The sequence below is a fragment of the Microcoleus sp. A006_D1 genome (genome assembly GCF_036702805.1).
Lineage (GTDB): Bacteria > Cyanobacteriota > Cyanobacteriia > Cyanobacteriales > Microcoleaceae > Microcoleus.
Genome location: NZ_JAUBVZ010000013.1, coordinates 120850 through 142429, shown reverse-complemented (window position 1 = coordinate 142429; position 21580 = coordinate 120850). Strand labels below are relative to the sequence as shown.

General features: G+C 46.2%; 20 protein-coding genes and 1 pseudogene. 10 read left to right on the top strand and 11 right to left on the bottom strand.

Going from position 1 to position 21580, the window contains the following annotated elements; translation table 11 throughout:
* Positions 1-123: 123 nt before the first annotated feature.
* The 6 genes and pseudogenes from QUB68_RS21905 (at position 124) to QUB68_RS21880 (ending at position 4976) form a co-directional block, all read left to right on the top strand.
* On the top strand, positions 124-1998 hold the full coding sequence (locus tag QUB68_RS21905) for an adenylate/guanylate cyclase domain-containing protein (RefSeq protein WP_332996369.1): 1875 nt from the start codon (positions 124-126) through the stop codon (positions 1996-1998).
* 263 nt (positions 1999-2261) lie between these two features.
* Entirely contained in the window at positions 2262-2864 is a 603-nt protein-coding gene (locus QUB68_RS21900; protein ID WP_332996366.1) for a Uma2 family endonuclease, read from the top strand.
* A 108-nt stretch (positions 2865-2972) separates the two neighbouring features.
* A pseudogene (locus QUB68_RS21895) lies at positions 2973-3131 on the top strand (adenylate/guanylate cyclase domain-containing protein); the annotation flags it as partial.
* A 278-nt stretch (positions 3132-3409) separates the two neighbouring features.
* Entirely contained in the window at positions 3410-4147 is a 738-nt protein-coding gene (locus QUB68_RS21890) for a TIGR04255 family protein (protein WP_332996362.1), read from the top strand.
* Complete coding sequence (locus QUB68_RS21885; RefSeq protein ID WP_332996360.1) at positions 4147-4440, top strand: hypothetical protein; 294 nt, start codon at positions 4147-4149, stop codon at positions 4438-4440. The genes QUB68_RS21890 and QUB68_RS21885 overlap by 1 nt, the downstream gene beginning before the upstream one ends.
* Positions 4437-4976, top strand: coding sequence for a hypothetical protein (locus QUB68_RS21880; protein ID WP_332996358.1), 540 nt, complete (start codon positions 4437-4439; stop codon positions 4974-4976). The genes QUB68_RS21885 and QUB68_RS21880 overlap by 4 nt, the downstream gene beginning before the upstream one ends.
* A gap of 164 nt (positions 4977-5140) precedes the next feature.
* Here QUB68_RS21880 and QUB68_RS21875 read toward each other — a convergent pair whose 3' ends face one another.
* The 5 genes from QUB68_RS21875 to QUB68_RS21855 all read right to left on the bottom strand — a co-directional run bounded on the left by QUB68_RS21875 (position 5141) and on the right by QUB68_RS21855 (position 10475).
* The gene (locus tag QUB68_RS21875; protein WP_332996356.1) at positions 5141-6193 is read right to left on the bottom strand and encodes a restriction endonuclease; all 1053 of its coding nucleotides are present in this window, start codon (positions 6191-6193) and stop codon (positions 5141-5143) included.
* A 75-nt stretch (positions 6194-6268) separates the two neighbouring features.
* A complete protein-coding gene (locus QUB68_RS21870) occupies positions 6269-7273 on the bottom strand; it encodes a hypothetical protein (RefSeq protein WP_332996354.1) in 1005 nt (334 codons plus the stop codon).
* A gap of 191 nt (positions 7274-7464) precedes the next feature.
* The gene (locus tag QUB68_RS21865) at positions 7465-8832 is read right to left on the bottom strand and encodes an IS4 family transposase (protein WP_332996352.1); all 1368 of its coding nucleotides are present in this window, start codon (positions 8830-8832) and stop codon (positions 7465-7467) included.
* A 121-nt stretch (positions 8833-8953) separates the two neighbouring features.
* Complete coding sequence (locus QUB68_RS21860) at positions 8954-9721, bottom strand: YebC/PmpR family DNA-binding transcriptional regulator (RefSeq protein ID WP_332996350.1); 768 nt, start codon at positions 9719-9721, stop codon at positions 8954-8956.
* 115 nt (positions 9722-9836) lie between these two features.
* Positions 9837-10475: a histidine phosphatase family protein gene (locus QUB68_RS21855; protein WP_332996349.1), complete on the bottom strand. Its 639-nt coding sequence runs from the start codon at positions 10473-10475 to the stop codon at positions 9837-9839.
* A gap of 132 nt (positions 10476-10607) precedes the next feature.
* Here QUB68_RS21855 and QUB68_RS21850 point away from each other — a divergent pair, with 132 nt between their 5' ends.
* Positions 10608-10958, top strand: coding sequence for a hypothetical protein (locus tag QUB68_RS21850; RefSeq protein WP_332996347.1), 351 nt, complete (start codon positions 10608-10610; stop codon positions 10956-10958).
* Positions 10959-10982: 24 nt separating this feature from the next.
* Positions 10983-11237, top strand: a complete 255-nt coding sequence (locus tag QUB68_RS21845; RefSeq protein ID WP_332996345.1) for a hypothetical protein — start codon at positions 10983-10985, stop codon at positions 11235-11237.
* A 238-nt stretch (positions 11238-11475) separates the two neighbouring features.
* On the opposite strand, the gene QUB68_RS21840 is transcribed toward QUB68_RS21845, so the two are convergent.
* Complete coding sequence (locus QUB68_RS21840; protein ID WP_332996343.1) at positions 11476-12165, bottom strand: class I SAM-dependent methyltransferase; 690 nt, start codon at positions 12163-12165, stop codon at positions 11476-11478.
* 322 nt (positions 12166-12487) lie between these two features.
* Here QUB68_RS21840 and QUB68_RS21835 point away from each other — a divergent pair, with 322 nt between their 5' ends.
* Positions 12488-14356, top strand: coding sequence for a polysaccharide biosynthesis/export family protein (locus tag QUB68_RS21835; RefSeq protein ID WP_332996341.1), 1869 nt, complete (start codon positions 12488-12490; stop codon positions 14354-14356).
* 141 nt (positions 14357-14497) lie between these two features.
* Here QUB68_RS21835 and QUB68_RS21830 read toward each other — a convergent pair whose 3' ends face one another.
* The 5 genes from QUB68_RS21830 to fraC form a co-directional block, all read right to left on the bottom strand.
* Complete coding sequence (locus QUB68_RS21830; protein WP_332996339.1) at positions 14498-15232, bottom strand: SGNH/GDSL hydrolase family protein; 735 nt, start codon at positions 15230-15232, stop codon at positions 14498-14500.
* Positions 15233-15551: 319 nt separating this feature from the next.
* On the bottom strand, positions 15552-16379 hold the full coding sequence (gene larE / locus QUB68_RS21825) for an ATP-dependent sacrificial sulfur transferase LarE (RefSeq protein WP_332996429.1): 828 nt from the start codon (positions 16377-16379) through the stop codon (positions 15552-15554).
* A 360-nt stretch (positions 16380-16739) separates the two neighbouring features.
* Entirely contained in the window at positions 16740-17513 is a 774-nt protein-coding gene (locus QUB68_RS21820) for an ABC transporter permease (protein WP_332996337.1), read from the bottom strand.
* 317 nt (positions 17514-17830) lie between these two features.
* Positions 17831-18829, bottom strand: coding sequence for a DUF5357 family protein (locus QUB68_RS21815; protein ID WP_332996335.1), 999 nt, complete (start codon positions 18827-18829; stop codon positions 17831-17833).
* A 5-nt stretch (positions 18830-18834) separates the two neighbouring features.
* Positions 18835-19356 carry a filament integrity protein FraC gene (gene fraC / locus QUB68_RS21810; protein ID WP_332996333.1) on the bottom strand — a complete coding sequence of 174 codons (522 nt, stop codon included), beginning with the start codon at positions 19354-19356 and terminating at the stop codon, positions 18835-18837.
* A 667-nt stretch (positions 19357-20023) separates the two neighbouring features.
* On the opposite strand from fraC, the gene QUB68_RS21805 reads away from it, so the two are divergent.
* A complete protein-coding gene (locus QUB68_RS21805; RefSeq protein WP_332996332.1) occupies positions 20024-21157 on the top strand; it encodes a cob(I)yrinic acid a,c-diamide adenosyltransferase in 1134 nt (377 codons plus the stop codon).
* Positions 21158-21580: the final 423 nt, after the last annotated feature.

Sequence of the window (21580 nt, the reverse complement as noted above, 5' to 3'; positions counted from 1 at the left end):
CTTTTAATTCCCAATTGCAGTCGGTGCTTGAGTTATCAGGGTTTTGAATTAACGGCATTCAGACGCCGAAATTAATCGCACTCAGCGGTGTGCTAATCTGCTGCCCTTATTCGCTAGGCAATTATGCTGAAAAAACTACCTTTATCCTGGTCTCGCTACATTCCAGCGGGGTTGACACTCGCTTTGGGCGTCGGATTGTCAGCCCTGTCATTCACCTTGGTTTGGGACTGGGAAGACAGGCGCCGCGACTACGAAATGCACCGTCGCATTGACGATATTTCGATCGGCATCGAACGCCAGATCAACTCCGACTTAGACGCAGTTCTCGCCCTCAGCGACTACATGAAAGCCTTCAGCGTCGTCGAACGTTCCTCTTTTGCTCGGTTTGTCGGCCGTCCCCTAGCCGTCCACCCCAGCCTGCAACTTTTGGCTTGGGCCCCCCGCATCCCCAATTTGGAGCGGCCCAACTACGAAGCCAAAGCCAGAACCGAAACCGACTCCAGCTTCGAGATTACAGAACGCGGCCCCCGAGGAGAACTGCGCAAAGCCGGCCAGCGTTCCGAATACTTCCCGGCTTCCTACGCCGAACCGACAGCCGGAAACGAGACAATATTGGGCTTTGACCTCGCCTCTCACCCAGAAATCCGCAACGCGATCGATCGATCGCGCGATACTGGAGAAATGATTGTCACCAGCTACGCCGGCCTAACTCAGGGCAATTCCACGGAACTGGGTCTTTTGGCAATAGTTCCGATTTACGAAAACAGCACTAAACCGACTACCCTGGAATCCCGCCGCCAACTGCTGCAAGGATTTATTCTGGGCGTATTTCGAGGCAAAGATATTTTCCAAACCTCTTTAAAAGGACGCAACACCGACTACCTCACCATTTATCTCGCCAGCGACGCTCCAGAGCCGCAAGAAGCACCGCCGCTGTTACCGCACACGGGCAACCCGGTTCTCAAAAATCAGGCTGCTGACGGGCAAATTCCGCAATTTGCGGTGCTGTTCCAACCAAGCACCCAACAAGTGCTTCCAGCATCGGCCGCTGCGGAACGAGCCCTCATGCCAAACTGCCCGATTCTTGACAATCCAGGCCCGGAGTATACAGCTTGCCAAAGGCTGCTGAAAATTAGCGGCCGCCAGTGGTCTCTGTACGTGTCCGCAACGCCGGAAATTCGCAGCACTCGCAAGCACTGGCGTTCTTGGGGAACGCTGACGATGGGGATGCTGTGGACTCTGATTCCGGTGACATATATGCTGACAGCTTTGAGCCGCACCGCCCAAATCGAAAAGCTAGCAGGAGAAAGAATTCGCCAAGCCGAACAGTTACAGACTGCTTACCAACAGTTGGAACTCGAACAAGCTAAATCCGAGCAACTGCTGCTGAACGTTTTGCCGGCAGCGATCGCCCTGCGTTTGAAGGACAAGGAACACAATATCGCCGAAAGTTTTGCGGAAGTAACTGTGATGTTTGCCGATATTGTGGGGTTTACAGAATTGTCGTCGAGAATTTCTGCGACTGCGGTGGTGAAAGTGCTCAATGATATTTTTTCGGCTTTCGACCACTTGGCCGATCGCCACGGTTTAGAGAAAATTAAGACTATTGGTGATGCTTACATGGTTGTCGGCGGTTTACCTACGGCGCGAGAGGATCATGCGGAGGCGATCGCCAATATGGCGATCGATATGCTGCACGAAATTCGGCTTCTCAGCTTAGAGCATTCGGAACCATTCAGCATTCGGATCGGGATTAGCACCGGCCCTGTAGTTGCCGGAGTCATCGGCCTAAAAAAGTTTATTTACGACCTCTGGGGCGACACAGTAAATATTGCTTCGCGCATGGAATCCCACGGCATAACCGGCTGCATTCAAGTCACCGCCGAAACCTACGAAATATTAAAAGATAAATATACATTTCAGAAGCGCGGCGCTATTCAAGTTAAGGGCAAGGGATATATGATTACTTATTTGCTGACTGGCAAAAAAGATGATTAACACCGCCCAAAAGCGGATACAAGGCTGCGATTCCCCGATCGACTAAGACTTTCGATAGCCAAGCTAAGATAGGGTAAGCTTAAGGTATTCTGTCCTATCAATTCCGGTTGCATCGGAATTAATATTATCCGAAATGAGGACACGGCACGTGCAGTCTCCCTACGGTGATTAATGTAGGGACAAAGGCTAAGCCGTCTCCTCTATAATCATGTCTGAGTGCAACAGTCTTTTGATGTCACGCCTGCACCAAATGAGGAAAAACCATGACGACGTTGCTAATTCAAACCGAAAGCGTCCCACTGACGGTCAATTTCCCTGCGATCGAATCGATGACTGTTGAACAGTTCTATGAATTCTGTCTAGTTAATCGCGATTTGAGAATTGAGCGTACAGCCAGTGGGGAAGTTATCATTATGCCACCAGCCTTTTCAGATACAGGTAATCGAAACGGTAAGATTGCCATACAATTGGGGAACTGGGCAGAACAAGATGGCACAGGTGAAACGTTTGACTCCAGTGCAGGCTTTACCTTGCCCAATGGAGCAACCCGCTCCCCCGATGCCTCATGGATTAAACTAGAGCGCTGGAATGCCTTAACTGAAGAACAAAAAGCCTCATTCGCCCCGATTTGTCCAGACTTTGTGATCGAATTGCGGTCTTCTAGTGACACTCTCAAGGGATTGCAAAAAAAGATGCAAGAATATATTGACAACGGTATATCGCTCGGCTTGTTGATCGATCGCAAAAACAGAAAAGTCTACATCTACCGTCCCGATCGCGAACCTGAAATCTTGGATAATCCTGAAACAGTGAGCGCAGATCCAGAGTTACCGGGATTTGTCTTGCGGATGGCAAAAATCTGGTAATGCGAGATAGTTACATCGGGTGCATCTCATTTTTGCAAATATATTCGTAGGGGCGAAGAATTCCGGCGGTAAATTTCTGGTTCTCACTAATAAGTTGTCTGCCGGAATGCTTCGCGCATGGAATCCCACGGAATTACCGGCTGCATTCAAGTCACCGCCGAAACCTATGAAATATTAAAGGATAAATATACTTTTCAGAGGCGCGGCGCCATTCAAGTTAAGGGCAAGGGATACATGGTTACTTATTTACTTACAGGCCGCCAATAATGGTAATAGCAGCCTGGCCCAGCGAATCATAATTATGTGCGATCGAGCGATCGCAATAAGATTGGTTTGTAAGGTGCTTATGGCGAACCTTATTTATAAGAAAACCTGGCGGTTGGAAACCACCTAACATTTTTCAATCCCGCAGACTTGCCACAATCCACGATGTCCTACCCCCCAAACTCCTATCAGGCGAAATTAGATTGACGAAAGTTGAGGATCTTGTAAAGATGTTATAACCTGCCTTGCCCTTGGTGACAAAGCAGTTTACAATAGTTAGTATGCAAGCACCAAAAAACTACTCACGCGCCCCAATCACCGAAGCCTTGATGGAGATACAAGTTAAACTTCCACCAGAAGTTAGACTTGACATTTTGGCGCAGGTGTACTCAAGCATTCAAGCTGAGTACCCGCATCGTGAAGAGGTGTTGCTTTTTGAGGGACAAATGATGGTAGGTGAAGAGGTTGGGGCAACAGCGAGCCAATCTCCAATTGGCTATATAGCCTCCCACGACGACAAAAAACAGATTCTTCAACTGCGCTTAGATTCTTTCGCATTCAGTCGGCTTGCCCCTTACGACTGTTGGGAAAATTTTCGAGATGAAGCAAAGCGGGTGTGGAATATCTATAAGTCGGTGACAGATCCAGAAGCAATTGCTCGGTTAGCACTCAGATATATTAACAGGCTAGATATTCCTTTACCGGTTGGCGATATCAAAGAGTATTTGAGGACATTTCCTGAAGTTTCCCCAGACTTACCACAAGGATTAAGTGGCTACTTTATGCAGCTACAAATTCCGCAACAAAGCTTGGGGACAATGCTGGTTATTAATCAAGCAATAGTTTCACCTCCCACCCCAGATTTTGTTTCTATAATATTAGATTTAGACCTATTTTTGGAAGAAGATATTCCTAATGATGAAATAGGGCTTTGGCATATTTTAGAACAAATGCACGAACAAAAAAACATAGCTTTTGAAGCTTGTATTACAGACCGCACAAGGGAGTCAATTAACTGATGGCTACAATTACCCCCCTACGTCCTAACAGCGTTTCAGTATCACCAAGGTTATTGGTGTTAGAGCCAAAAGCCACATCTCAATTACAAAGTCCAGAAGGACGCAAACTCGCAGCAATAGCCAATCAAATGTTGCGGGATTTAACTATGGTCAAACAATACTTAGAAACTCTAGAAAATCTTGGTGAAGTAGACTACAAGCCAGTACCGCCAAAGCGATCGGAACAAGTAATCATGCGCGCTCAGTTCAAAGGGCGTAAAAAACCTCTGCCGTATATTTTTGATGAAGAATGACAATAGAGCCTTTTTGGGTGCAGGTAAATGAATCAACACTCAGGCAAGGTGATTACCTGCCTGGGTGTCTTGTACCAATACCAGTATTTGACCCAACAAATTTTGGGGTAAATAGTGAAATTAAAGATGTACAAATAGAAGTAAATGAAGTAGATTTAATTGTTCTTACCCAAAGCTGCGATCTGGATAATCACAAGGTAACTCAGGTGGTAGTGTGTGCAATTTACCCAATTTCAGAATTTGAGGAAAATAACGAACTCTTCAAGAAAAAAGGGAAATGGAATGAAGTTTTAAGAGGTAGAGTAGAAGGTTTGCACCTCTTGGCATCACCAACGAACCCGGACAATAACAAAGAAGCACTGGTGGTAAACTTTAGAGAGATACAAACCTTACCTTACGAGTATATTTTGAAACACGCTAGTAATTTAAACGATCGCTGGAGGTTAAAATCTCCCTACCTTGAACACTTTTCTCAAGCATTTTCACGTTTATTTATGCGAGTTGGTTTACCATCGACCCTTCCGCCTTTTTCCTGAATATAAGTCAATACGGTTGAGAGAAAATTTTGCTGACTGGCAGCAAATAATTCCAAGACACACGGGTAGTCAGAAACCGGGTTTTTTTCGGAAATACTTCGTTACTGCCCGCAGATTTAGAAAAAACCCGGTTTCTTTGGCTTTATGGGTAAGTCCTAGATCCGTTATTTTTTAGCTCTAATCACTAAATCAATTAACTGTTCTCGTCCCCAGAGTTGTACCCCATTCGCTTGAGCCAGTTTATGAGCATTGGATGTAAACTCGCTGTTCGTAATTGCGATCGCATCCTGCGCCCCGTAATACTTAACAGCACTCACCACTTCTTGCACAGCGGAATTTCCCACTTTTCCTTGATAGCGTTTTGCCTGAACAACGGTTTTCTTGCGGGCTTTAGAGAGAATCAAGTCCGCACCAAAATCCCCCGTTTTGGGTGTCATTTCGACCGCATAACCGAGATTGCGGAAACAGCAGGCTAAAAATTCCTCAAATTCTTCTCCCGTCATGCGATCGACCTGATCGATTAAATACCCAATCTCTGGGACTTCTAACCGCGTAGAACCTGCTAAAATCTGCTTAAATTTTTTCAGCAGAATTGCACTTAACTTAGCAGAAGGAGAATGAGTAGATCGAGAGGAAGTTTGTGATTCAGTATCGATTAAATCAGCAATCTTTGGCACGTCTAATAGTGTAGCAACTTTTAAGATTTTTTTGAAGTTTTGCAGCATACTTGAACTCAATTTATTAGTAGAAGAATCCGAAGATAAACAGGGAGTTTGTGATGCAGCTTGGACTTCAGTTTGTGCTTCAGCGGGTTCCGATACCGCATCCAGGAGCGAAGTTTGCTGGGCTTGTTTTTTCGCTTGCTTTCTCTTGCTCAAAACAGCCCGTTGAATTGTCAGCAAAATTTTTCCCTCTTGTTGATTAATTTCACCGTCAGCCTCGATAATCTCAGTGCATCGCTTTAAAAGTGGTTCGGCAAAGTCGAGTTCAAGTTGTTCGAGTAAAATATCCAACTTGGGAAGCAATTTAGACTTATTTGTCACAGCCTCAATCTCAGCTAAAGTCCTGGGATTTAAATTAGCCGCTTGTAATTCCGGTAATAACTCATCCCATCGGGTGAATTTTTTGCTCGCATAGACGACATACACCAAAATCCAATCCATCACGGTTTCTTGTGCGATCGCTTTCTCTAAATATTGCTCACTTTCCGCTTGCAATACCTCTCGTAAATCTTCGAGCTTAGTTTCGATTTCCGAGGAATCGAGATGCGCCTCATAAAACCGACAAGCACCCTATCCCAGCGCGTAAATCATTGCCGCACTGGCGCTAGCATTAATCACTGCACCCGCCAAGGGAATATTGCTGACAAGCGTAACTCCAGCTTCGATCGCTAAATTGCTACCCAAGGATAAACCGAAAATAGCGACAACTTCTTTTTTGCGATCGCTCGATCGCAAATCCATGCCATAGGCAGCAGCAATTTGATAAACCAACTCGGCAGATAACGCCGTCATTGCCGCTAAATCCATGCCAGCCAAGGCCAAAGCCGCGCCGGGGACTAAACTGCTAGCCAAGCCAGTTCCTGCCGCTAGCAAGGCTTTTTCCACCATCAAGTGATGTGCAATCTCTTGGGGTTTCTCGTGAGGATATTGGCGCTGTAACTCTCGAACTTGCGCTTCGGCATTCACGACATCAACAGCATCTATAGCATTAACTAACCAGTCGATTTTGAACTTTTCAGTCAGTTTTTTCAGGATAGGACTTTGGGAAATCAAACCGATGGATGAACCCAAAAAATTGGGAACTTGCAGTGCTGCACTTCCGGCACTCGCGGCTGCATTGCCCACCGCACTCGCCGTATCAAAAATCGCACTTCCGGCACTCGCCGCCGCATTCCCTACCGCACTCGCCGTATTAACAAAAATCGCACTTCCAGCACTCGCCGCCGCATTCCCTACCGCACTCGCCGTATTAACAAAAATCGCACTTCCAGCACTGCCGGCTGCATTCCCCACCGCACTAGCCGTATCAACGATCGCACTTCCAGCACTGGCTGCCGCATTCCCCACCGCACTAGCCGTATCAACGATCGCACTTCCAGCACTCGCCGCCGCACTCCCTACCGCACTCGCGCTTGCAGAGACGGCTCCGAAAACGGAACCGAACCAATTGGATGTATCCTCTGGTTTAGCCTGCACATCCGATTTGGATCGATCGTTAGTTTCTGCTACTTCGGTTGCTGACGGAACTTCTTCTGAATGGGTGCTGTCTTTTTTGATTTCGTTGTTATCTAGCATGGGTTTATACCATTTATAAAAAAGGTTGGTACAAGAAAAATATTATGTTTGTTTCCTGGGTTCTTGAAAATAACAGGTGCGTCGCTATTAGATTGTAGCTCTTTTTTCAGGATTGTCGATGTATCCGCACCCTACGAATTTTGCTAGTCATGGATGCGGACTAAAGTCCAATGGCACTGAAAAAGGCTTAATCACGCCCGCAGTTTAGCTTTCAAGACAGAGCGAGGTTCCTGCATTCGAGGATACGGTTTCGGTCTGCGTTTCAAAACCCTAGGTTCAGAACGGTCTGGTCGAATCGTGAGTAAATTAGTTGCCACCTGTTCCAAAAGTAATTGACGCCATTGTCCCTGTTGGCGTTTTCCCGTAGTTGCCAACAGCGTCAATAACAGATTAAACTGCTGCCTAGTTGATTGGAATGAGAGTTGAAAAACTGTATTTTTTGACCAAGATACAGCCTGCCACATAATGGTACGCAATAAAGTGTAAGCCAATAAGTGTGTCCAGATTTCTTTTCTCACCATCACGGGAGTTTTAGCTGTTAACATCTCCATTTTTAACGTGGTTTTGACATAGCGTAAATTGACTTCTGCTGCCGACCAACGCAGCCCATATAAAAAAGTCAACTTTTCAACAGTGTATCGTTTGGCATCCACCAATGTTGTCACTACAATGATACGCTCAGCTCTGAAGCCTCGGCGTTTAATTCGCAGGCATACTTCTCGGACAATGAAACTAGACGGTAATGCCTCGAATTCCTCAATAGTCATGTGGTTGGGACACTGCCGGGGCTTATGCCAGACGACTTTGTGATCGCCAATTCCCAACTTTTTCCCCCGTCGAAAGTCAGTTTTACGGAGATGATTTTTACGGAAAACAGCATCTGCGCCTCGCTCTTTTACTAAGACTAAATCGACATAATTACCATAAGCTTGATCTGCCAATATCACATCGTCTGGGACTAAATTTGCATAAATCAAACGGCTCATCACAATCTCACTGCTTGCCAATGAAGCAATACCAGCGGATACCACAGCCCCAGTCACCAATGAAAAGAGTACCACCATTTTAGCGATGGGAAATCCACACCCTGGTTTTTGATTACTGTGTTGCGGATACTCGGCTTGATTTTCAGGAGTATCGCTCATCAACACTGTTGTCCCATCTAATACCCGCACTCGTCGTCCACACCATTGTTGTTCTATCGGAACTTGCTTTTCTAGAGCCTCTGCGACTATGGGTACTAACTGTTGAACGAGTTTTTCTGGTAGTCGCTTACGAGCTTTACTGTATGCCCCGGTGTCAGAAGAAGGAGGCTTGACTCCGGCCGCACTGAGCCACGTACTCATCCGCTTCACGGCTTGACTCAAACTTTTGTCGGGATCGAGTACCTGGGATATCATCGCCCACAAGGTGACTATCGGTGTGTAGATGCTTTGGTAGTAGGTGATCTTCTCCTTCGCTAGAAGCTCCTGGACTAACGAATCGGGCAGCAGCTTCTCCCAAGGTGAGGCAACGCTCTGCAAAAATTGTTGTTTGAGAATGCACGCACGATTTGGCATAATGGAGAGAGATATTTTGGTTTGTAAGGCAATTATCTATGTATATCTTGCCTTACAGATTTTTTTTTGCTCACTTTTTCAGTGCCATTGGACTAAAGTCCTCACTACGAACCAAGGGAGTTTAAATCATAATCGAAGACATCAATTCATCGGTCATTTCAAAATTAGCCGTCACACTTTGCACATCATCCAAATCTTCCAGCGCATCCATTAACTTTAGAAGCGAGCGAGCTTTTTCAGGAGTGTCAATTTCAACTGTATTGCTCGGAATCCAGCGATTTTCTGACTGTAAAACTGCAAAACGTTGTTGTTTCAAAACATCAGCCAGTTGTTCCAAATTAGGCACACTTGTAAATACCTCTGCGCCTTCAGTATCCTCATCAATTGATATCAAATCATAGGATTCCGCAGCCGCTTCTAGAGATGCTTCAAACAATTTTTCCTCATCAATGGGGCCGCGTACCGTACAAACTCCTTTGTGGTCAAACATCCAGCCCACACAACCATTTTCGCCCAGATTGCCGCCATTTTTATTAAAAGCTTCTCGCAAGTCAGCCGCCGTGCGATTGCGGTTGTCTGTCAGCGCTTCAATTAGAATAGCAACTCCGCCAACGCCGTAACCTTCGTAGCGAATCGCTTCTAATTCCGAACCTCCCCCCGCCAAGCCGGCACCTTTGGCGATCGCCCTTTCGATGTTTTCACTAGGAATATCAGCCGCCTTGGCTTTTTCAATAGCCGTCCGCAGTTGAAAATTGCCAGCGGGATCGGGAACTCCGCTGCGGGCGGCGACAATTATTTCGCGAGATATTCTGGCAAAAACCTTGCCTTTAACGGCATCAACTCTAGCTTTTTGGCGTTTAATATTCGCCCATTTACTGTGTCCAGCCATACTGATTTAAGATTTTGAATTTAAAATGTGCGATCGATCTCAAATAAACCTAGGGTGTGCACTGGGCACCTTACACACATAGCATAGAATGCGATTTTTCGCACAAATCTTAACTTTAATTAAAGCGGACAACGGTTTCAGAGTCCGTGAGGTGAGAAGTATCGCCATTAAGTGCGATCGACCATTCCCCCTGATCCCGCACCACCTTCACCAAACAGCACAGAGAAGCATTGATTTCCGTTTCAGCACCGCCCGCCAGCCCGATCGCAGTTCCCAAAACCGACGCACCGTGACCTACTAATAACATATCCTCCGGAAACTCAGCAGCGAGGCGTTTAGCAGTTTCCCCCGCCCTTTTGAGACAAGCTTCTCCAGTTTCGGGATAATTAGCAATACCGCCTTTGTAGGAAGCATCAATCCTGGGAAAACGCCTGCACAAATCTTCGACAGATTCAGTTTCCGGCATTTCCGTCATCCATTCAGGATTCAGCCATTCGCAAAGTCCCCACTCTAGTTTAATTGACAAATCCAGAGCTTCCGCCGCGTGATTTGCTGTTTGGACAGTTCGCAAAAAAGGGGAAGCAAAAATGTGAGAAATCCCTTCACCTTTGAGGCGATTGGCGAGTTGTTTTGCTTGAATGTGACCGTCTTCGGAAAGATGGGGGTCATAGCGGCGTTCTGCGGTGAGAAACCAGTCGGGGTTAACGAAGTCGATGCGGTTTCCGTGGCGTGCGATCCAGACTGTTTGTGGCATGAGTTCTTTTGATTTGGATTCTGGCGATTTCTCTTAAAGTCTTTAATTAATTTTACCGCAACTGTGCGTTATGATGCTCGCAACTATTTTTGAGATTGCGCTAAAATTAACTCAGTCACTCTCTATTATCCAATGGCTCAATCTATAAAGCAACTCCACGCCCAAATTCAAGCCATGCCCAGCGATTCGGTGAAGGCGATCGTGCTTTCATGGCTGAATCTGTCCAACGGTAATCTCAGCGACTTTGAACGCCTAATCGCAGAAATTGCCGAGGGAAGTGAGGGATATCAGTGGGGAGAAATTGACACAGCAAACGAGTTTCAACCCCTCAGTGAAGAACAAACGATCGCCAGCAGTCTCTGGGCCTTGGAAGATTACCAGACAAACAAGACAGGCGTTTCGGGCGATCGGGTTAAGGAATGGGCCGATAGTTTAGGAAGCGATACTGCTGGCTACCTATGCCAAAATAAAGTTACAAAATAAAATTAACCATTCATCATAACTTTTATGACCCTTACACTCACCTTACCCCCAAAAATCGAAGCACTGCTGCGCCAACGGGCTGAAAGTACAGGACAAGATATAACCAGTATTGCCTTAGCTGTTCTCGCGTTCGGACTTAGCTTTGATGAAAGCGATTTCTTTGAGGCATTGGAAAGGATTCAACGCGGACTTGATGACTTCGAGCAAGGTCAATTTTCGAGTTGGGAAGAATTTGTCGATCGACAAAACGAGAAATACGGACTTTCTTTGGAAGCATGATCTATCGCATTGACTTTTCCAGTACAGCTCAATCTGAAGCTGATGCAGCGTTTCTGAACTTTTCCCAATTCACGACTCCCGAACGCGCTCAAGCATGGTATCAGGGCTTGATTAAAGCGATTTCTTCCAGTCCGCGGAGGCGGACATCGTTTGTATAGCCGCGAATTCCATTCGCCCGGTAAATTCCATTCGCCCGGTAACTTAACATTCGCCCGGCAACTTACATTCGCCCGGTAACTTACATTTTCCCCCTAACTCGCAACATCTTATTTCCGCCTTTTTGAAACTCATAAGGAGCCTCTTGAACTTCCACACGAAAACTTCTATTTTTCAATTCAGTGATAATCGGATTTAAATGCTCGGATTCCTCCCCGCTAAAACCCTGCAACAGCGGAAATACCCGGACTTCCTTCGCAACCCGGCACATTTCTGTAATTGCTGCAAGATGAAATTCTTCCGAAAGCAAATGAGAATAAGCAAATAAGAAATGGCTGCACAAAGCTAAATCAAATTGACCGTCCTCGAAAGGCAAAACTGGCAGCTCAGCAGTCATGTAGCGGCCTTGCTCCAAGCCAGATGGAAAATCTGCTAAAAAATCCTGCATCGCCGCCATCCGCACTTCGCCTAGCTGGTAGGGCGATTCAAAACTGTTCCACAGGTAGCCGTCTATATTTGCCTTAACAGCGTCAATCACAGTTTGATATGTTTCTTGGATGCGATCGCCAATTTCCACCGCCGTAAACTGATAAACTGGATCGCAAGAAATTACTTTTTTACCTTGGCGAGTCATTTCGGCATTGAAACTCGCCGGGCCGCCCGCACAATCAAGAATTGCTAGCTTGAGGTCACTGGATGTTAAGCTAAACATTCCTATGTATTCATCCAAGCAGCGTCCCCAGGGAATTACTTTATCTAATTTTAGTGACACTTGTCTTTGTCCCGCAGAGAGAATTATTTAACATTTTACATCAAATCAGGGCGGTTTTTTCTATCCCTTTTTTGTAGCGGGTTGATTTGTATCCAGAATTATGTACAAATGATTTTGGTCAAGCTAGATCCTAATGCTGACAACAGTTGGCAGGCTTTACACTTTCTTTACAAATAAGGTATTCTATGGTCGCACAAATTTTATGATTCCACCTGTGGATTTTGCAGCGCAGCGAGGCTACACTGAACTGAAAGGAAAATAAACTAAAATCAATTAGCTAAATTCCTCTCGTTCATTGGCAGGCTGCAACCAGGAAAAAAACATGAAACATACCATTCAAACCGCTACAAGTCTGAGTTTGTCAGCACTCCTGGTGCTATTGAGTTCGCTGCCCAGTATAGCTCAGTTGCCTGCCATCAGAAATCCTGCACCCACTCGGAACCCAAACCTGCCGAGAATACCGCCACCGCCTCCTGCGGGTTCGAGTTTGCCGATCGGCAATTCCGGTTCGCTGGTACAAGAAGCAGCTTATACTTTAGGCCCGGGCGATCGCCTTGCTTTAGATATCTTCGGCGTCCCGGAATTCAGCAAAGAATATCAAGTGTTAGTTGACGGGACGCTCAATTTGCCAATCATTCGCAGTGTCTCAATTCAAGGATTGAGCCTGCAACAAGCCGCTAACGTGATTACCAAGCGATACGAACCCTTCATCAATGTTCCCGTTGTCACCGTGACTTTGGTCGTTGCTCGCCCCCTAAATATAGGTGTTGCAGGTGAAGTTACTCGCCCGGGTTCCTACAAGATTAATCCCGTCAGAGAAGGAACCGGAGGAGGAGTAAAATTTCCGACTTTGATGGAAATGCTGCAACTTGCAAAAGGGGTGACATCCGCAGGAGATATGCGAAACGTCCAAATTCGCCGTCCCCGCAGAGGTGGGCCCGAGCAAGTTACTACTGTTAATTTGCAGGATTTTTTAGACACGGGAAATTTGCGTCAAGACGTTACCATTCGAGATGGAGATACGATTTTTGTACCGACAGCAAGTGCCCTGAATACTCAAGAAGTCCGTCAAAGAGCCAGTGCTAATTTTTCCGCTGATATTACTAAACCAATTGGCGTGGTAATTGTCGGGGAAGTGAATCGGCCGGGGCCTTATACTGTATTTGCTTCGGATGTGCGATCGACCAACCAACAAACAGAGTTGAGTTTTGTGTCTATCGACCAACAGCAAGGAGCAGTTGTGGGCTTACCAACGATCACTAGAGCACTCAAAATTGCTGGCGGTATCACAACAGAAGCTGACATTCGCCGCGTGCAAATCCGCCGCCGAATCAGAGGCGGGAACGAACAAACTATCATGGTAAATCTGTGGGATTTGCTGCAAAAAGGCGACGCAACTCAAGATATTTTGCTGCAAGAAGGAGATAGCGTGATTATCCCGACAGCAGCTACTGTAGACTTAACTGAAGTTTCCCAAATCGGAAGTACGAGTTTCTCTCCAAACGCGATTAGCATCAATATTGTGGGGGAAGTAATCAGGCCGGGGGCTTTGCAGGTTAAACCTAGTACATCCCTGCACCAAGCTTTGCTGACCGCAGGTAGTTTCAATCAATTGCGGGCTAAAAAAGACAAGGTGGAACTGCTGCGTTTGAATGCCAACGGTACTGTTTCTCGCCGCACTATCGAGGTGGATTTTGCTCAAGGGTTGAATCCTAATAATAACCCAACTCTCCGCAACAACGATGTGATTCTCGTAGCGCGATCGGGCTATACTAGGGTAGCAGACAATATCAACACTTTCTTGCAGCCGGTCACAGGAGTTGTAGGTGTCATCAACACTGTTAGCGGCGTGTTTACTGGGTTTCAAACAACTATCAACGCTTTTCAGAACTTATTTTTGGGAGGAGATTTCGAGCGGAAAAATCAACTCAGACAGCTTCGCGAACAACGTGAAGACAGACAAGAGCAACGTCAAGACAGACTGCTAGACAGAGAGTTACAACGTGAAGAAAGACAGCGGCAAGCTGAAGACAGACTGCTGCAACTTGAAGACAGACGCTTGCAACTCGAAGACAGACAGCGGCAGATAAATGTTGAAAACGAGCAGCTTCGGATTCAGCAGCAGCAACTTCAGCTCCAAAATCAGCAGCTGCAAATGCAGCCACAGCAAATTCAGCCAATTACTCCTTGATATTTAGTTCAGTAAAATAACCGTTATAAGTTTGTAGATATCTGAGGACTGAAGTCCGAACGATCAAACCAGTTTGATTGCGGTTATTGACCTGACATTACAGGAATAAACTCCGCAGGGGCGGACTTTAAAAGTAATAATTTAGGGATGTATTGTGTCAGGAAAAGTGCGTGTCGTTAAGGGGGAACTTAAAATATTTAACAAAACTTTTCTGTATATATCTAAACCTTTGGCATTGAGGTGAACGCCGTCTATTGTTAAATCTGCATTCAGAGCTTGTTCCTTAAATAATGCTTGTATGCCCCTAGATTCCACGGTCACATTTTCTTCTGCGGCTACTCGATCGATGAGAACATTGATTTCGTCAACTCTAGCAATTGTTCCTGCTGATTTAGGATTGTAGCTGGCGGCAAGAGTTGAGTAAAAAGCAGGAATCAGAATAATCTGTTTGCTTCCGAGCGATCGCATGACGCCGATCGCCTGTTTCAAATTGCTGACAAATTGCTCGTCGCGAGTACCGTACATAGCATCATTTGTGCCGATCGCCACAATCGATTTTTCGCAGGTAAACCGCTGCGGTACTACGAGTTTAAGCTGTTCTAGCAGCGAAACAGAACTCATGCCGCCGATCGCAAAATTAAAGTTTTTCGATCCCAAAGAATCGCCCAAAGCCGAAGAAATAGAATCGCCCCACACGCAACCTTGATACTGCCGTTCTTTAATTTGCTGTACCTGATTGTACACCGAAACTTGCCACCACAGGGCGGAACTCACTGTATCCCCCGAAGCTGGCGGGCTAGCTAACACCCGAAACGGGATGTAAGCCAACAACAACAAAGCCAAAACGGCAGAGATTAATCTAAATTTAAATTTCATGAAACTTGCTGCTACTCTTGCTGCTACTTTAGTTTATGCTATTGCTTCAACCAGCAGTCAGGATTTAGGCAAAGGAGAGCGAAATTGCGATCGCCACAATTCCAGTATTCGCCGCGGGCGACTAAAGTTGCGACTATACAAACAAAATAGGGGCGAGTTCAACCAAAAATCTGTCATACGACTTACGTTTCAGAAACCCGGTTTCTGCGACAAATCTTGGTTTGGTAGCCCCGTATCTAGTCAGAAACCGGGTTTCTCACCCCCGTGCGTATTATGTAGGGTGCCCCACAAGCACCTTACCGTTATAAGTTAGGATTAATTAACCTTTCGCCCCCAACAATTCAGGTTGCAAAACCTGATTTAATTTACCGCTGCGAAACCCCTCCAAATCCAAAGTCGCGTACACAAAACCAAACTGCTGAAACACCGCCACCAATGCAGGCAAATCCGCATTTAATACAAACTCCTGAATCTCCTGGGCCGGCAATTCAATTCGCGCCGTATCTCCATCCGATCGCACGCGCAGATTTTTCAGTCCCAACTGCCGCAAATAGCGTTCGGCGCGCCCCACTCTTTGCAACTTAGCAACAGTGATTTCTTCACCGTAAGGAAAGCGCGAACTCAAACAAGGCTGTGCCGGTTTATCCCACCAAGGCAAACCCAATTCTTTCGCCAATTGTCGCACTTCAAATTTAGTCATGCCAACTTCTGCTAAAGGCGATCGCGCGCCCCGTTCCTTAGCAGCCTGAATCCCCGGGCGGTAATCCTTTAAATCATCAGCATTCACCCCATCCACCACATAAGGATAACCCTTTGCTAGTGCTAGCGGTTTCAAAGTATCGTGCAGTTCGCTTTTGCAGAAATAGCAGCGATTAACCGGGTTTGAAGTGTAATTGGGATTTGCCATTTCCTGAGTTTCTACTTCCTGGTGGGCAATGCCAATTTCTGCGGCTTGAATCCGCGCATCTTCCAAATCTTCTGGGAGTAGAGATGGGGAAACAGCGGTAACTGCCAAAGCGCGATCGCCCAACACATCAAAAGCGATTTTTGCCACCAAAGTGCTGTCAATTCCGCCAGAGTAGGCAATCAGCGCCCGTTCCATCTGCGTGAAAATATCTTGTAATTGTTCGAGTTTTTTCACTAACATAATTTTAACTTTTTGCGACAAACACAAATAGAGGAGTAAGAAATGAGACTCAAGAAAAAAAGCAAGAAGGAAGGATGAAGAAGGAAGGAAGGATGAATAAAACAAATCGCGATCGGTTTCCCTTCTTCCTTCTTCCTGAAATCCGTTACATCCCGTACATTGCTCGTTGCTAATCTTCCTTCTCATGCTATTCTGGATCGATCCCGAGGGCTGCCAATCGAGCCAAAAGTTCTTGATTTCGCTTGCCGATCGATCACCTTATCTCTATATCTTAGCGCGCTAATTCGATAATAAAATTGGTTCGATCGTTCGGACTTTAGTCCGCAAAATCCGAGGACTAAAGTCCTGACTGCGAACTATTTAAAATTCTCGGCGGGAAAATATGGCGATCGCAATTGACAGCAGCAGCACCACATACAGCAAACCGTAGCCCGCATCTGTAATCAAACCCGCCAAGTAAGGTACTTGTCCGTAAACAGCATCATTTCTCAAATTAAAACGCGCTAAATCCGGCAAAACAAGATAAAGTCCCATCATCAATTGTTCAATCGCAGGATTTTTAGTTAACTTACCCACCGCCACTAAATCCCGCGTCGAATGTCCCATCAAATACACACCAAATGTCAGTAAAGTTGCCAGCAGCGAACTGCTAAACACCCCAAATAAAATGCCGACACCGGCCATCAGACACAGCTCAAACCAGATGAATAGCGAAGCGATTAAAATGCTTCCCAAAGGGTAAGGAATGCGACTCAAACTCAGAATAGCCAGATACATAACAGTCATTGCCGCTACCAGCACCGCCAGCACCGCCGACAGCCCCAAGTGCTTTCCTACAATTAACTCAGCCCTACTGATCGGTTTGGCAACTAACAGATAGACAGTTCGCTTTTCAATTTCTTTGTTTACCAGTCCGGTAGCCACAAAGACTGTGACAATCAGACCGAGGATGCTCATAGCAGCCAAACCGATATCTAAGATAATTTTATTTTCGGTTGTCGCGGCCAATTCCGGTATCAAGCGCACCGAGGCTCCCATCAACAGTGCAAAAATAATAATTAAGTACAGAATGCGATCGCGAATTACTTCCCAAAATACATTAATCGCGACTGTCAAGATTCTTCTGAAATTCATCTAGTTTTTAATCCGCTGGAAATTTTAGCCATACTTTAGTTTAAGAAATTATTGGTAGGGTGCGTCGTCATAAAAAATTCCTTGCATTCTATCGACAATCTGATGACGACGCACCTTACATAATAGTATTTGTAGGGTGCGTATCCATTCTTAATCCCTTGCATTCTATCGACAATCTGATGGCGGCGCACCTTACACTTCGGATTGAAGAAACAACCCTCCGTTTGACTCCGCTTGGGCGATCATTGTTAGCAAGACTTTTTATCAATAGTATAAGGTGATCCCGTCTCCCTCTCTCCTAATTGCCAGAAACAGGCTCAAACTTGACTTTCTCGGGCAGTTCCATTTTTTTTCTGTCCGGGTTGAGAGCGTTTGATCGCGTCGCAGGTTACAGTCGCCCGATTGCCTATATCGACTACTTCGCAAGATTTGGTAAACGAGTATATTTCCGGTCGAAAAACCAGCCCCAGCCAATTTGCCTGCATCTCTAACTGATAGCGGGACTGTCCTTGGACGATCGAAGTTTTGACATCCCAGCTTGCATCTTCTGGGACTACCCGAATTGTTGTTAACGCTTGATTCTTCAGAAAAAATCGCTCGTTGTCAATATCTATTAACATTTGCTCTACCTGCGGCCACGGTTTTGTACGGGCTTCATTTTGCAGATATCGCTCCATGGCATTGAGGATGACAACTCCTCGGGAGCGATTAATTGTTGGCTGTTGAAATGTCACCACATAATCGCTTTGTCTCAAATTCTGCGATAAAACGCTCGGATACTGTTCTATCCAACCTTGAATTAAAAAGTGAAATGCAAACCAACAGGAAAACGTCACATGAATTAGAGTAATCATCAAAAACTGAGGGCGCATCAACTCCCTGATACTTTCCCGTTTTGAATCGCTCTTCCAAACCCTGATGATAGCAAGAACTACTACTGCTATAATTGGCCCGGATATCCATGCTATTTCCTTCCTGTCCGACGGCAATCTGATCAGCAACCACAAGCCAATTAAGATGCTTGTCACCCACGGACTCAGACTTACTCCTTTGATCACAAAAGGTTGCTGGCTGGTCAGCAAACCCATTGAAAGTATAAAAAATAACCAGCTCATATCAAAAAGCAGAGTTCTCGTCGCCAAGTCAGTAACTGCCGCCACCGTCAGCAAACCTAAAAAGATGCTGAGCAGTAAAGGCGTCTTCCAGTGGACAACTCTAGGCGGCATTATCGCCTTTTGAACTTTTTTATTTGTTTCCCAAAGGTTGTTCGTCAGCTTAGTGAGTTGCTGAGTGACATCCAAAAATTGCTTCATCATAGATTTCAATTATTGACGCTTTGCAAAAACAACACGGTTAAAATAACGAAATTGCTAACAGTGTGGGCGATTAAGACTGCCCCAAACTGCGTAGTTACTCGAAAAGTCTTTTTGGGAGGACGGCGGGTGAGGGTTGGCGGCCCCAAAAACTGAGGGACGGAAGCTTTTTTGTTGCCAGAAACCATGTTTTCTACGATTTCTAATCCCTGCCATTTGGCGAGAAAAGTTATTGCCAATATCGAGAGTGCGATCGTAGTTATTGCAGGGTAAGTATTGGGCGATCCCCCTAATAAAATATAACCGATCAGTTGTTCTCGTAAATCTTTGGAAAGAACGCTTTCAATCCCGAAAAAAACTAACCAACCTACGCAGGTGCAACCGAGATTGAGGATGGCTGTATATTCAACGCTGGTTCTTGGGCCGATTTTCAGTAGTTTTTGCAGAAACCACGATTCGATCGCGATCGCCAAAAACATAATTAAAATTTGCACCAAAACAGTCCGAAATGGGAAAACAATCGCGATCATAAGCATTCAGGTATATCAGCCCGTGTTAGATTTTAATTGTACATCACAGGCGGAATAATCAAGAGCCACAGGTTTTAGCCTCTAATCGCCTACGATCGCCCAATCTGAAAATCACGTGTTTAAGTTGTATCGTATAATCTTTTGAGATCTGCCAACAGAATGCAAACATTAAACATTCCAGGCGCGCGATCGAATACCCACCCCGAGACAGACTCAAGTGACATGACTCCGACCTGAAGGTACGGAGCTTCTAAACCTCACGATTTAGATTTTCTGGTTGTTTCCTTACGGTTTTTTACCCACTATCTGGATATGTAGTTACGCACATATCCCCGACGCTCTGAGTGCAGCGGACAGTTTCCTTTCCCGACTGCCCATCGGTACTAATACAAACCAGTTCATATCGTTTGGAGGCCCCGGCTTATACCTGACTTTGACTCTCAAGATATCCGTTGTTTGCTCTCGGTATATACATTCTAACACAAAGCCGTCCTATAGCAATCCTAAATGATTTGTACATATGTAGGGGTAGTGCCAAGAGTGCCTACGGTGGCAGCGTAAAGAGGGCAACCACGGGGGGTTGCCCCTACAAGAATTACACAACTGATGAACGGACTGCTATATAAGGACGGGGTTTTAAACCCATTAATTTTGATAACTGCTGATTATGGTAAGGAATGGCATTGGTATTCGGACAGCCTCAGCCCGCTCGGAACGCGCCGCGGGTCAGATTCACGTCTACGACGGCGCAGGTAAAGGCAAGTCTCAGGCAGCTTTGGGAGTAGTGTTGCGCTCGATCGGGCTGGGTATCAATTCTGACTCGCCCACGCGAGTCTTGTTGCTGCGCTTTCTCAAAGGCCCCGGCCGCTCCTACGACGAAGACGGGGCAATCGAAGCCCTGCAACGGGCATTTCCGCACTTGATAGACCAAGTGCGCACCGGTAGATCCGAATATTTTGGGGCCGAAGCAATCACCCGCTTCGATCGCGCAGAAGCTCAGCGAGGCTGGGATATCGCCAAAGGAGCGATCGCCAGTGAACTCTATTCCGTCGTGGTTCTAGACGAACTAAACCCCGTATTGGACTTAGGTTTGCTGCCAGTGGACGAAGTAGTCCAAACCCTCAAAAACAAACCAGAATATTTAGAAGTAATCGCCACAGGCCGAGCAGCCCCCGAAGCTTTGCTAGAAATTGCCGACTTGCACTCAGAAATGAAGCCCCACTACCACCCGGCAGCGGCAGAGCACAATATTTCCGGTATTGAAATATACACCGGAGCCGGGAAAGGCAAATCTACGAGCGCCTTGGGCAAAGCTTTGCAGGCGATCGGTAGGGGTATCAGCCAAGACCAATCTCACCGCGTGTTAATCGTACAGTGGCTCAAAGGCGGCACTGGTTATACAGAAGATGCCGCGATCGCAGCTTTGCGACAAAGCTACCCGCAGCTAGTAGACCATCAGCGGTGCGGCAGAGATGCTATAGTTTGGCGGGGACAACAGCAAGAGCTAGACTGCATCGAGGCAGAACGCGGCTGGGAAATCGCTAAAATGGCGATCGCCAGCGGCTGGTATAAAACGATCATTCTCGACGAACTCAATCCCACAGTAGACTTAGAACTGCTGTCGGTAGAGCCGATCGTCGAAGCCCTGCTGCGCAAGCCCCGCGATACAGAAATCATTATCACCGGGCGCTGCTACAAACCCCACGCCTACTTTGACTTGGCAAGCGTACACTCGGAGGTATACTGTCACAAACACTACGGCGATCGGGGCGTAGAACTAAAGCGGGGCGTAGACTTTTAGACCCCTGTATGGTACGGAGTTCGATCCGCACCAGAATTATTTAAAGACGGCCCTGCCTGGGAAACCGGAAATTAACACCAAGCCTTGCAACCAAGCAACCAATCTCCCAATTTTCATTGTCTTCTCGATCGCCCGATCGACCTTTGTTAATCTTTAATTTCCTTCCCTGGAGGCGATCCCCGAGCGCCAACCCAGAATGGAACATTCAGAATATAAGCCGCGTCTTCTTGAGCGTGAGCACTTGAGACTGTGCAAAAGGATTATTAAAGGGTGAAGACATTGACAATAAAAGCTTACAAGCCCAAAGTCCGCGAGGGAGAAAGTCTAGACAGGGTTAACGCCAGTAGGCTAGACTTGCGGCTGGCAAACAGGTTAAACTACAGCGGCATCCAAACATTCGGTGTTCTAGGCAGTGTCTGTAGT